Below are 12006 nucleotides of genomic sequence, written 5' to 3'. Positions count from 1 at the left end.
GCCTCGAGGGCCCGTTCTGGCGCTCCATCGCGGTGTTCCGGTTCGCCGCGCTCGCGTACGTCGGGCTGGTCGTGCTGCGCGACGCGGACCGCTACGCGCACCCGGTCGCCGCGGGCGGCGTCCTGCTGGCGATGCTGGCCTGGAGCGGCGTGACGGCGGCCGGCTACGGCCGCCCGGCCGGGCGGCGCTGGCCGCTGCTGCTGGCCGACCTCGGCGTGGTGCTGGCGATCATCCTGGTCACGCCCTGGGTGGTCGGGCGCGCGGCGCTCGCCGCCGGCGTGCCGATGCTGACCGCCGCCTGGCTGGCCGGGCCGGTGCTCGCCTGGGCGGTCTCCGGCGGGCGGCGGCGCGGCGCGGTGGCCGCGCTGGTGCTCGGCGGCGCCGACCTCGCCACCCGGGACCGGATCAGCCCGTCCGCGCTGACCGGGGCGATCCTGATGTTGCTCGCCGGTGTGGTGGTCGGGCACGTGGCGCGGCTGGCGGTGCAGGCGGAGGAGCGGTTGCAGCGGGCGGTGGAACTGGAGGCGGCGACCCGGGAACGGGAGCGGCTGGCCCGGGACATCCACGACTCCGTGCTCCAGGTGCTCGCGCTGGTCCGGCGGCGCGGCGCGGACCTGGACGGCGAGGCGGCCGAGCTGGCCCGGCTGGCCGGCGAGCAGGAGGCCGCGCTGCGGGCGCTCATCGGCCGGGCGGGCGCGCCGCCGGACCCGGCCGGGGCCGAGCAGGACCTGCGCGACCTGATCGACAGGTACGCCTCGGCCACCGTCGTGGTGTCCGCGCCCGCCACCCCGGTGCCGTTGCCCGCGCGGACCGCCGGTGAGCTGGGCGCGGCGGTCGGCGCGGCGCTGGACAACGTGGCCCGGCACGCCGGTGGCCGGGCCTGGGTGCTGATCGAGGACGAGGAGGAGACGGTGACCGTCTCGGTACGCGACGAGGGGCCGGGCATCCCGGACGGGCGGCTGGCGGAGGCCGCCGCGCAGGGGCGGCTCGGGGTGGCGCAGTCCATCCGGGGCCGGGTGGCCGACCTGGGCGGCGAGGTGCGGATCGCGTCCGCGCCGGGCGCCGGCACCGAGATCGAGCTGATCGTGCCGAGGAGCCGCGGGTGAGCATCCGGGTGATGGTGGTCGACGACCACCCGATGTGGCGCGAGGGCGTGGCCCGCGACCTCACCGAGGCGGGTCACCAGGTGGTGGCGACCAGCGGCGAGGGGCGGCAGGCGGTACGGGTGGCCGCGGCGGCCCGCCCCGACCTGGTCGTGCTCGACCTCCAGCTGCCGGACATCTCCGGCGTCGAGGTGATCCGGGGGCTGCGCGCGGCGTTGCCCGAGGTGCGGGTGCTGATGCTCTCGGCCAGCGGCGAGCCGCAGGGCGTGCTGGACGCGGTCAAGGCCGGCGCCACCGGCTACCTGGTCAAGTCGGCCGCCCCGGCGGAGTTCCTGGACGCGGTGCGCCGCACGGCGGCCGGCGAGCCGGTGTTCACGCCGGGCCTGGCCGGGCTGGTGCTGGGGGAGTACCGGCGGCTGGCCGCGGCGCCGCCCGCCCCGGACGACGACGCACCCCGGCTCACCGAGCGGGAGACCGAGGTGCTGCGCCTGGTCGCCAAGGGGCTGTCCTACAAGCAGATCGCCGACCGGCTGGGCCTGTCCCACCGGACCGTGCAGAACCACGTGCAGAACACCCTGGGCAAGCTCCAGTTGCACAACCGGGTCGAGCTGACCCGGTACGCCATCGAGCGGGGCCTGGACGGCTAGCTAGCGGGCGTCCGGAGGGCGGGTCTCGTGCACCGCCAGCTCCTCCGCGCTGGCCCCGCCACCGGCCGCGCCCGCGTCGTAGGCGACGTTGTCGGTCTCCTGGTCGGTGTGCGCGCCCTCGTCCGGCTCGACCAGCCGGCCCACCTGGTGGTCGGCGACGGTGCCGAGCTGACCGTGGTCGTACACGGAGACGGGGGAGTCCGGGTCGGACACCGGGCCCGGGTCGATCACGTCGGCGTCGAGCTGGGCCTGCGCGGCGGCCTCCTCGCTGTCCGCCTCGGCGGCGATGTCCGGGTCGACCGGGCCGGCCAGCGGGTCGTCGGCGGGACGCTCGTACTGCTCGCGCTGGAGCTTGTAGTCCAGCGACTCGCCGTCGAGCTGCTCCTCCGCCGTGGTGCCGAACTCGTCCACCGCGACCGGCGTGCGGTCGCCGGGGAGCTGGGCCGGCTCGGGGCCGTCCGCCTCGCGCCCGGTCAGCACGTCGTCGTTGGCGGTGGAGTCGTCGTCGGCGGTGTCGGGCAGGCCCGCCGCCTCGGGATCGGACACGGGGGTGGGGTACTCGTCGTCGCGCATGCTCGGGAACTACCCACTGCGCTCCCCGCCCTAACCGCAACCGGCCGGGTGGATCGGGAGCAACAGGGCGAAAGGGCGCCTCAGTTGCGGACCGCCGCCTCGTCCTCGACGTACAACACACACCACACCACCTTGCCGTCGGGCAGCGGAGTGCTGCCCCAGCGCCGGGCCACCGTGTCGATGAGCAGCAGCCCGCGCCCGCCCAGCGCGTCCGCCGCCGCCGGACCCGCGTACGCGGGCTGCCCGGCCGAGTGATCGCGGACGGCCACGTGCAGCGCGTTGCCGCGCGGCGCCAGCCGGAGCGTCATCGGGGTCAGCGCGTGCGCCACCACGTTGTTGACCATCTCGGTGACCGCGATGCAGGCCGGTTCGACCAGCTCCGGCAGGCCCCACCGGAGGCACCCGGCGGAGACCAGCGACCGTGCCTCGCGCGCGGCCTCGACCACCGGGGGCAGTTCGACGCCGAGCGGGTCCGGCGGCGGGTCCGGCGGCGTGGCGTCCGGGTCGAGCAGCATCTCGCTGGCCGGCCAGTCGGACACCGCCCGGCAGACCTCGTCCAGCGCGTCGCGGGCCAGCGGGTCGGCGATACGCACCCCGGACAGGTCCACGAGCAGCAGGCCGGGGCGCTGCCACAGCCGGGCCAGCAGCGCGTCCCGCACGGCCTCCACCTCGGCCCGGTCGAGCACGCCGGTCAGCCGGACTCTCGCGGAGGAATCGTCGGTCTCCACCAGGCAACGCGCATCCGTCGGCATGATCGCCCCATTGTGCACCTCGGCCGCCGCCCGCGCACCGGTCCGGTCGGCGGGACTCACGGCCGGCCCGTCCGGGACCGGCGGCTGATCGCCGCCGCCGTGCCGACAGCGGTGCCGGCCGCCAGACCGACGGCCGCGGTGAGCCGCAGCAACTGACCCCGCCGCCCGGACCAGCCGTCGGTCCGCTCCGCCGCCGCGCCGGGGGTGAAGACGGCGCCGGTGGAGTCGGCGCGTACGCCGGGCCCGAACTGGGTGCGCGCGGTGTACCAGCCCATCACCCGCTCGGCCAGCGCCGGGGCGAGCCGCCACTGGAGCCCGATCAGCCGGGCCGCGCCGCCCGCGTACGCCTCCCGCCGGGGCCGGCGCAGCAGCTTCACGATCGTCTCGGCGACCATCTCCGGCGGGTACACCGGCGGTGGCGGGGTCAGTTCCCGGCCGGTGTGGTTGGCCGCGTGCCGGAAGAACGGCGTGTCGATGGTGGCCGGCAGCACCGTGCAGATCGAGATGTTGCCCCGCCCGGTCACCCGCAGCTCCTGCCGGACCGTGTCGGCCAGGCCGCGGATCGCGTGCTTCGTGGCGTTGTACGCCGACTGGTACGGCATCGCCACCTCGGCCAGCACCGAGGCGTTGTTGACCAGCACCCCGCCACCGGCGGCGGTCAGCCAGGGCAGCGCCGCGCGTGTCCCGTACACGGCCCCGAGCAGGTTCACGTCCACCACCCGGCGGAACTCGGCCACCGGGATCTCGTCGAACAGTCCCACGGTGCCGACCGCGGCGTTGTTGACCCAGGCGTCGATCCGGCCGAACTCGGCCACCGCCCGCGCCGCGAGCTGCTCCACCGCCTCCGGGTCGGTCACGTCGGTGGGCACCACCAGGGCCCGTCCGCCCAGTTCCCGGCAGCTCGCCGCCACCCGGCGCAGCGCCGACCCGGTCCGGGCGGCGAGCACCACGTCGGCGCCCCGCTGGGCCAGCGCGTACGCGGTCGCCGCGCCGATCCCGCTGGAGGCGCCGGTGATGACGACCGTTGCGTCGGAGAGGCTGCGGGCTAGCGGCATCCTTTGGCGGTACCCCCGGGCCGCCCGGTCATGCCGACCGATTTCGACGGTGATCGGGTTCGGTCGGCCGTCCCGCTCGCGGGACAGCGGTGGCCCGGTGACCCCGATCTGCCAGGTTTGGGCGCGCCGGACCTGGGTTAATGGGACGCTCTGACCGGAGACCCCGCTACGCGAGAAACGCATGGAGGTGCACCATGCGCGTCGGCCTTGTATGCGCGCACGCCGGCTCGTCCACCGACGGTCCCACCGTCGGGACGCAGGAGCACATTGCGCGCGTGGCGGCGGAACTCGCCGCCCGGGGCCACGACGTCCGCGTGTACGAGCGCCGTGCCGCCGCCGCCCAGCCCGCCCTGACCGAACTCGACGGCTACCGGGTGGAACGTGTGCCGGTCGGCCCCCCCGACGTGCTCTCCACCGCCGAGCTGGTGCCCTTCGTCGCCGAGTACGGCCGCTGGCTGGCCGGGCAGTGGGCCGGTGACTGGACCCCCGACGTGGTGCACGGCCACTACTGGGTCGGCGGGCTGGCCGCCGCCCACGCGGTACGCGCCACGGACATCCCGGTGGTGCAGACGTTCCACTCGCTCGGCGTGGAGCAGCTGCGGCACCTCGGGCCCCGGTACGGCGGCCCGGGCGAGCGCATCCCGCTGGAACGGGCGCTGACCCGGGCGGTGGACGTGGCGGTGGCCCAGTGCAACGACGAGGTGGACGAGCTGACCCGGATGGGCCTGCAGCGCACGTCGGTGGCGATGGTGCCGACCGGGGTGGACACCGGCCAGTTCCATCCGGACGGCGAGGCGGCGCCCCGCGACCAGCGGGCCCGGATCCTCTCCGTCGGCGGGCTCGCCCCCGGACACGGGCAGGACGACCTGATCCGGGCGATGCGGCTGGTCGGCGACGCGGAGCTGGTGATCGCCGGTGGCCCGCCGGCCGAGCGGCTGGACGGGCACGCCGAGGCGCGCCGGCTGCGGGAGCTGGCCGAGCGGGCCGGGGTGGCGGAGCAGGTGAAGCTGGTCGGCGCGGTGCCGCACGACCAGATGGCGACCTGGTACCGCTCCGCCGACGTGGTGGCCTGCACGCCGCACTACGCGTCGGCCGGGCGGGTGTCGCTGGAGGCGATGGCCTGCGGCGTGCCGGTGGTCGGTTACGCCATGGGCGGCATCGCCGACGCGGTGGTGGACGAGGTGACCGGCAAGCTGGTGCCGCCCGGTGACGTACGCACGCTCGGGGTCACGCTGCGCCGGCTGCTGTCGGACAACGCCGGGCGGTTCGCGTACGGGCACGCCGCGGTGGACCGGGTCCGGTGCAGCTACACGTGGGAACGTACCGCTGCCGCGCTGGAACGTCTCTACGAGCGGGTGATCGGGCGTCGCCGCCCGGCCACGCCGATCGAGCCGACGCCGGTCGAGGTGACGCCGCCGGTCGAGGTGGCCGTCTCGGAACGGGGACCGGTCGAGGCGGCCTGAACCGGCACCATCCCGGCGCCCACTATCGCCTTCTGGCGGGCGCTGGCGTGGTGGTGCTGCGGTTCGGCGTACCGGGTCAGGCCGACCACCGCCGCGAGCGTGACCAGGAAGCCCAGACCGGCCAGCCACTCCCGGCCGGGCCAGATCTTGTCGTTGAGCAGCAGCAGGCCGACGATCGCCGCGGGCACCGCCCCGGCGGCGTCCATCGCGGCCACCGCCGCCGTGGTCGACCCGCGCTGCATGGCCAGGCCGAGCAGCAGCTGGCCGATGACCGAGTGCACGATCAGCAGGTAGAGCAGCGGGTCGCGGACGAACGCCTCCACCGATCCGGCCGAGGCGAGCGGGCGGGCCGCCACCGCGGCGGCGGAGAACGCCATCCCGGCCAGCGAGCCGAGCACCACCGACCCGAGCGCGCCGTGCAGCCGGGCGGCGAAGAACCCGGACCCGGCGATCGCGAACACCGCCACCGCCAGGCCGACCAGTCCGGCGGTGCCGAGCTGCCGCGACGGCGCCGGCTGGGCCGACAGCACCAGCGCGGTGATGCCGGCGAACAGCAGCACCAGCAGCACCACCTCGGCGGCCGGCAACCGCCACTTGAGCACCAGCACGCCGAGCACGGCGGTCACCCCGAGCCCGGCCGCCACGCTCGCCTGCACCAGGAACAGCGGCAGGTCGCGGCGGGCCAGGAACGCCAGCACGAAGCCGACCACCTGGCAGGTCAGGCCGATCAGGTACGTCCGGTGCCCGGCCAGGCGCAGCAGCAGCCCCGGGTCGAACGTGTGGTGCACGGTTGTCCGCGCCGCGGCGACCGACTGGAGAAGGTTGGCGAAGCCGTACGCGACGATCATCGCTGCCAGGAAGCACCAACCGGAGGAAACCACCTGGCGAGGATAGAGGCTCTTCCCGGTTCAGCGCTCGGCTGGACGGCCGAGCCGGGCCAGGATGTCGTCGTGCAGCGCGCCGTTGCTGGCCACGGCGCTGATGTCGGCGGAGTCCGCGCCCGCCGGGGCCGGCCGGCCGGCCAGATCCGTGATCACGCCACCCGCCTCGGTGACGATCGGCACCAGCGCGGCGATGTCCCACAGCGACAGCTCCGGCTCCACCATCACGTCCAGCGCGCCCTCGGCCAGCAGCATGTAACCGTAGAAGTCGCCGTACGCGCGGCTGCGCCAGGTGTCCCGCATGAGCTGGAGGATCGCGTCCAGCCGGCCGGCCTGCTCCCACCCGGTCAGCGACGAGTAGCAGATGCTCGCGTCGCCGAGCGCGGTGACGCCGGAGACCCGGATCGGCGTGCCGTCCGCCGGTCCGGCGCCGGCGAACGCGCCCGCGCCGAGCGCGCCCCACCAGCGGCGGGCCAGCGCCGGGGCGGAGACCAGGCCGAGCACCGGCCGGTCGTGCTCCAGCAGCGCGATCAGCGTGGCCCAGACCGGTACGCCCCGGACGAAGTTCTTCGTGCCGTCGATCGGGTCGATCACCCAGCGCCGCCCGTCCGGCCCGGCCGGCGGCTGCTCGCCGTACTCCTCGCCGAGCAGGCCGTCGCCGGGACGGTGGGTGGCCAGCAGCGCGCGGATCTCCCGCTCCACGGCGGTGTCCGCGTCGGAGACCGGGGTCAGGTCCGGCTTCGACTCGACGCGCAGGTCCAGCGCGCGGAACCGGGCCGAGGAGACCGCGTCCGCGGCGTCGGCGAGCAGGTGGGCGAGGGCGAGATCGTCGGCGTACCCGGTCATGACGGACACGCTAGTGGCGTGACCACGACCGTCGGTCGTCGGGGCGTCACCCGAGCGCTGTCACCGCCTCAGTCGGGGCCGACCAGGAGGACGAAGGTGCGTGCCAGGCCGAAACGGTCGGTGCGCGGCCAGTCCAGAGCGGCGAGCGCGGCGGCGGACGGCTCGTGCCGCCGGCCGTTGATCCGCACCTCGCACTCGGTGACGTCGCCACCCTGGCCGACCAGCATGCGAACGCCGTTGAGATGTGGACGGTCCAGCCCGGCCGCGATCACCGGCGCCAGGGTCGACCACGGCATCGCCTCGGCGAACCACTCCTGCTTGTGCTGCGATCCGTCGGCGGACCATCCGGTCACGCCGCCGACGATCGCATGCCAGCCGGCGAACCCGCCCTTGTCGCCCGACCTGAAGTGGCTCGCCAGCCGCCCTCGCTGCTCGATCATCTCCAGGACCGTCACCAGGCAGGTCTCGATCCACGCCCCGATCGCCTGACGGGCCGCCTCGACCGGGTCGGCCGCCAGGCCGAGCGTGCAGTCGACGATCGTCGGCACGTCCGGCCGGTCCGCGTTCAGCAGGAGCTCCAGGTCCAGGTGGCGGTAGTCGTCGCTGTCCGGCGGAAGGACCCGGACGCCCAGCGATCCCGACCGCAGCATCGGCCCGTCGGTCATCCGCCACTCGCCACCCACCTCGGCGAGCATCGGCGCGGCCAGCTCCAGCACCCGCTCGGCGGGCAGAGGCCGTGGGGTCGGCCGGGGATCGATCATGGTGGGTCAGCGTACCGGTGAGGCCCGGCGCCGTGGGCCCGGCCGGCGACGCCGGTCAGGACCCGGCGAGCGGATCGCCGGGGTTGCGCTCCGGCTCGCGCGGGTCGCCCTCGCCGCTGCGGGAGGCCAGCAACCGCCGGTACGAGGCGAGCCGGCGCGCGTCCGCCTTCCCGGCGGCCACCCAGGCGTCCAGCGCGCAGTCCGCCTCGTCGGCGGTGTGCGGGCAGTTGGCCGGGCAGTCCACCGTCGCCTCGACGAGGTCCGGGAAGCCGTGCAGCAGGCTCTCGGCGGACACGTGGGCCAGCCCGAAGCTGCGTACCCCCGGGGTGTCGACGATCCAGCCGGTGTCGCCGTCGGCGCCGGGCTCGGCGGGCAGCCGCAACGCCACCGCGCTGGTCGAGGTGTGCCGGCCCCGGCCGATCGCGCTGACCGTGCCCACCGCGCGTTCGGCGTCCGGGACCAGGCGGTTGACCAGCGTCGACTTGCCCACCCCGGAGTGGCCCACCATCACCGACACCCGGCCGGCGAGCAGCGCCCGCAGCGCGGCCAGGTCGGAGTCCGGGCGGATCAGCACGTACGGCAGCTCCAGCTCGGTGTAGTAGCCGAGCACCGCCTCCGGGCCGCCCAGGTCGGCCTTGGTGAGGCAGAGCAGCGGCTCGATGTCGGCGTCGTACGCGGCCACCAGGCAGCGGTCGATGAACCCGGTACGCGGCGGCGGGTCGGCGAGCGCGCTGACGATCACCAACTGGTCGGCGTTCGCCACCACCACCCGTTCCAGCCGCCCCTCGGCGGTGGTCTCGTCGTCGTCCGCGGTACGCCGCAGCACCGAGGTCCGTTCGGCGATGCGCACGATCCGGGCCAGCGCGCCCGGCGCGCCGGAGGTGTCCCCGACCAGACCCACCCGGTCACCCACCACCACCGACTTGCGTCCCAGCTCGCGGGCGCGCATGGCGGTGACGAGCGGGGCATCCGGCCCGGCCCCGGGCAGCACGCAGGTGTAGCGGCCCCGGTCGACGGCGATGACGAACCCGTCGACGGCGTCGGCGTGCCGGGGGCGGGTGCGCGGACGCGGCCGCGACGACCGGCCCGGTCGGACCCGGACGTCGTCCTCGTCGTACTCGCGCCGCTTCGTCGCCAGGACGTCCCCCCGCTGTCAGTTCTTGCCGGTCACCATCCCCGACCATAGTGCCGGGAACTCCGGCATGGTCTTGGAGGTGCACGCCACGTCGTCGACCTCGATGCCGGGGACGGCCAGCCCGGCCACCGCCGCCGCGTGCGCCATCCGGTGGTCGGCGTACGTGCGGAACGTCCCGCCGCGCAGCGGGCGGGGCCGGATGTCCAGCCCGTCGGGGGTTTCGGTGATGTCCGCGCCGAGCGCGGTGAACTCCTTGGCGAGTGCGGTGACCCGGTCGGTCTCGTGGCCCCGGATGTGGCCGATGCCGGTGAGCCGGGACGGGCCGTCGGCCAGCAGCGTGAGCGCGGTCAGCACCGGGGTCAGCTCGCCGACGTCGGAGAGGTCGGCGTCCAGCCCGCGTACCGTGCCGGTGCCCCGCACGGTCAGGCCGTCGGTGCCGAGCGTCACCTCGCCGCCCATCCGGTGCAGCAGCTCCCGCAGCCGCTCGACCGGCTGGAGGCTGCTGCGCGGCCAGTCCTGCAACGTCACCTCGCCGCCGGTGACCAGCGCGGCGGCGAAGAACGGCGCGGCGCCGGAGAGGTCGGGTTCGATCTCCCAGCCCCGCCCGGACAGCGGGCCCGGCTCGACGGCCCAGACGTCCGGCGTGGTGTCGTCCACCGCGGCGCCGGCGGCGCGCAGCATCTGCACCGTCATCCGCAGGTGCGGCGCGGACGGGACCGGGGGACCCTGGTGCCGGACCACCACGCCCCGGTCGAACCGGGGCGCGGCGAGCAGCAGCCCGGAGACGAGCTGGCTGGACGCGGAGGCGTCGATGACCACGTCGCCGCCGGTCACCTGCCCGGCGCCGAGCACGACGAGCGGCAGGCTGCCCGTCGGCGGGGCGTCGATGCGGACGCCGAGCGCCCGCAGCGCGCCGATCAGCGGGCCGAGCGGGCGCGTGCGGGCGTGCGGGTCGCCGTCGAACGTGACCCGGCCGGCGGCCAGCCCCGCCACCGGCGGCAGGAAGCGCATCACCGTGCCGGCCAGGCCGACGTCGACGTGCGCCGGCCCGGCGAGCGGATGCGGGCGGACCAGCCAGCGGTCGTCGTCGGAGATGGACATGTGCGCGCCCAGCTCGCGCAGGCCGCCGGCCATCAGCTCGGTGTCCCGGGCGCGCAGCGGCCGGGCCAGTGTCGACGGCCCGCTGGCCAGCGCGCCGAGCACCAGGGCCCGGGCGGTCATCGACTTGGAGCCGGGCAGGCGCAGTGTCGCGGCGACCGGGTCGCTGGCGGTCGGCGCGGTCCACGGTTGCGGCTGACGGGTAGCGATCGGATTCCCCACGGTCACATTCTGCCAAGTTCCCGGCCCGGTGGAACCGTCCGTGGCCGCTGCTCCCGTTGGGCGGGACAGCCGAAACGTCCGGATGGGGCTAGCGTGGGCGCCATGTGCGGGAGGTACGCCACGACCCGGAGCGCCGGTGACCTGAGCGCGCTGTTCTCCTCGGCTGACGAGACCGGCGGGGTGGCGCCGGACTTCAACGTCGCCCCGACCGATCCGGTGCCGCTGGTCCGGCTCGCTCCGGAGGGGCACCGGTTGCTCTCCCTGGGCCGCTGGGGGCTGTTGCCGGGGTGGTCCCGCAGCGCCGCCGGCGCCGCCCGCATGATCAACGCGCGGGCCGAGACGGTCGCGACCAGCCGGGCGTACGCGCCGTCGTTCGCCCGGCGCCGGTGCCTGGTGCCGGCCGACGGGTGGTACGAGTGGGTCCGGCTCGCCGGTGGCGGGCGGCAGCCCTACTTCATGACGCCCCGGGACGGCTCGGTGCTCGCCTTCGCCGGCATCTCGTCGGTGTGGGAGTCGGCCGGGGTGGCCCGGCTCACGTTCAGCGTGCTCACCACCGCTGCGGTCGGCGAGCTGGCCGAGGTGCACGACCGGATGCCGCTGCTGCTGGCGCCGGATCGCTGGGCGGATTGGCTCGGCCCCGCCGACGACCCGGCCGGATTGCTCGCGCCGCCCGACGCCGGCCTGCTCGCCGGGCTGGAGATCCGCCCGGTCTCCCGGGCGGTCGGCGACGTCCGCAACGACGGTCCCGAGCTGATCGCGCGGGTGTCTCCGGAGGGCGTGGAGGCGGTCTCCGGGCCCACCCTGTTCTGATCACGCTCCGCCACATCGACGCGCCCCGTTTGCCGGGGTTGCGCCGGAAAAGTCGCCCGGACGTTCAGTCAGTTTCATTGAAGACTCTTGTCCTTACGTATGCGAATGCGATAGAACACAGCGCCGGTGATGGGCGTTGGTTCGCACGGGGCGACGACACCCATCGATCTTGCTGAAAGATCTCTGCCGGTCCCACGGGGGAGGTGGGTGTATTGACACGGGCACGCATGCCCCGCCCGCACGAGGTCGCCGCGGCACGGCGCGACCCACGACTGCTGCGGGCTCTGCACGAACGACGCCAGGACGAGGCGTGGCGCACCAGAGGCACCTGTCAGAACGTCGATCCGGAGACGTTCTTCCCGGCGCCGAACGAGCCGGCCGACGCGGCGGTGGCGCTCTGCCGCACGTGCGACGTCCAGGGCTCCTGCCTGGCCTGGGCGCTGGAGGTGGGCGACTGCCACGGCGTCTGGGGCGGCACCACGCCGCGCGAGCGCCGAGCCATGCTCGTGGCCTGGCGCAGCGAGGTCCAGCCCGACCCGGACGCGATCGACGACGCCGGCCCGCCGGTGCGTGACCGCCTGCTCACCCTGGTGCCGCTGAGCTGATCCCTCGTCGCCCGTGGCCCGTCCGCGGGCCCCGGGCGACGACCGGTTCGGCCCG

The 12006-nt window shown here is 75.4% G+C and carries 13 protein-coding genes; 5 read left to right on the top strand and 8 right to left on the bottom strand.

What is annotated here, in order from left to right:
• The coding region (gene macS, locus KBX39_RS10190) for a MacS family sensor histidine kinase (protein ID WP_247660047.1) at positions 1-1106 on the top strand (1106 nt) is incomplete at its 5' end.
• Between the two features lie 11 nt (positions 1107-1117).
• The gene (locus KBX39_RS10185; RefSeq protein WP_176722742.1) at positions 1118-1750 is read left to right on the top strand and encodes a response regulator transcription factor; all 633 of its coding nucleotides are present in this window, start codon (positions 1118-1120) and stop codon (positions 1748-1750) included.
• Here KBX39_RS10185 and KBX39_RS10180 read toward each other — a convergent pair whose 3' ends face one another.
• The 3 genes from KBX39_RS10180 to KBX39_RS10170 all read right to left on the bottom strand — a co-directional run bounded on the left by KBX39_RS10180 (position 1751) and on the right by KBX39_RS10170 (position 4130).
• Entirely contained in the window at positions 1751-2323 is a 573-nt protein-coding gene (locus KBX39_RS10180; protein WP_043328485.1) for a DUF5709 domain-containing protein, read from the bottom strand.
• An 80-nt stretch (positions 2324-2403) separates the two neighbouring features.
• Positions 2404-3051, bottom strand: a complete 648-nt coding sequence (locus KBX39_RS10175; RefSeq protein WP_244206160.1) for an ATP-binding protein — start codon at positions 3049-3051, stop codon at positions 2404-2406.
• Between the two features lie 80 nt (positions 3052-3131).
• Positions 3132-4130: an SDR family oxidoreductase gene (locus KBX39_RS10170; protein ID WP_210870181.1), complete on the bottom strand. Its 999-nt coding sequence runs from the start codon at positions 4128-4130 to the stop codon at positions 3132-3134.
• 194 nt (positions 4131-4324) lie between these two features.
• Between KBX39_RS10170 and KBX39_RS10165 the strand changes: the two genes are divergently transcribed.
• Positions 4325-5593: a glycosyltransferase gene (locus KBX39_RS10165; RefSeq protein ID WP_064447891.1), complete on the top strand. Its 1269-nt coding sequence runs from the start codon at positions 4325-4327 to the stop codon at positions 5591-5593.
• On the opposite strand, the gene KBX39_RS10160 is transcribed toward KBX39_RS10165, so the two are convergent.
• The 5 genes from KBX39_RS10160 to aroA form a co-directional block, all read right to left on the bottom strand.
• Positions 5476-6441, bottom strand: coding sequence for a hypothetical protein (locus tag KBX39_RS10160; protein ID WP_176722743.1), 966 nt, complete (start codon positions 6439-6441; stop codon positions 5476-5478). The two genes, KBX39_RS10165 and KBX39_RS10160, sit on opposite strands and share 118 nt — an antisense overlap.
• A 60-nt stretch (positions 6442-6501) precedes the next feature.
• A complete protein-coding gene (gene hisN / locus KBX39_RS10155) occupies positions 6502-7320 on the bottom strand; it encodes a histidinol-phosphatase (RefSeq protein WP_113974687.1) in 819 nt (272 codons plus the stop codon).
• Positions 7321-7388: 68 nt separating this feature from the next.
• On the bottom strand, positions 7389-8081 hold the full coding sequence (locus KBX39_RS10150) for a DUF6348 family protein (RefSeq protein ID WP_043328492.1): 693 nt from the start codon (positions 8079-8081) through the stop codon (positions 7389-7391).
• 55 nt (positions 8082-8136) lie between these two features.
• Entirely contained in the window at positions 8137-9072 is a 936-nt protein-coding gene (gene rsgA / locus KBX39_RS10145) for a ribosome small subunit-dependent GTPase A (RefSeq protein WP_069087349.1), read from the bottom strand.
• Between the two features lie 162 nt (positions 9073-9234).
• Positions 9235-10536 carry a 3-phosphoshikimate 1-carboxyvinyltransferase gene (gene aroA, locus KBX39_RS10140; RefSeq protein ID WP_064447938.1) on the bottom strand — a complete coding sequence of 434 codons (1302 nt, stop codon included), beginning with the start codon at positions 10534-10536 and terminating at the stop codon, positions 9235-9237.
• Positions 10537-10638: 102 nt separating this feature from the next.
• Here aroA and KBX39_RS10135 point away from each other — a divergent pair, with 102 nt between their 5' ends.
• Both KBX39_RS10135 and KBX39_RS10130 read left to right on the top strand, forming a co-directional pair.
• Positions 10639-11346 (top strand): SOS response-associated peptidase, encoded by a 708-nt coding sequence (locus tag KBX39_RS10135; RefSeq protein ID WP_210870179.1) that lies wholly within the window; start codon positions 10639-10641, stop codon positions 11344-11346.
• Positions 11347-11558: 212 nt separating this feature from the next.
• Positions 11559-11951 (top strand): WhiB family transcriptional regulator, encoded by a 393-nt coding sequence (locus KBX39_RS10130; protein ID WP_030503699.1) that lies wholly within the window; start codon positions 11559-11561, stop codon positions 11949-11951.
• Positions 11952-12006 lie beyond the last annotated feature (55 nt).

The sequence above is a fragment of the Micromonospora sp. D75 genome, from assembly GCF_018070405.1.
GTDB classification, from domain to species: domain Bacteria; phylum Actinomycetota; class Actinomycetes; order Mycobacteriales; family Micromonosporaceae; genus Micromonospora; species Micromonospora chalcea.
The sequence above is the reverse complement of the archived record's forward strand: the minus strand, read 5'-3'. Positions and strand labels throughout refer to the sequence as shown.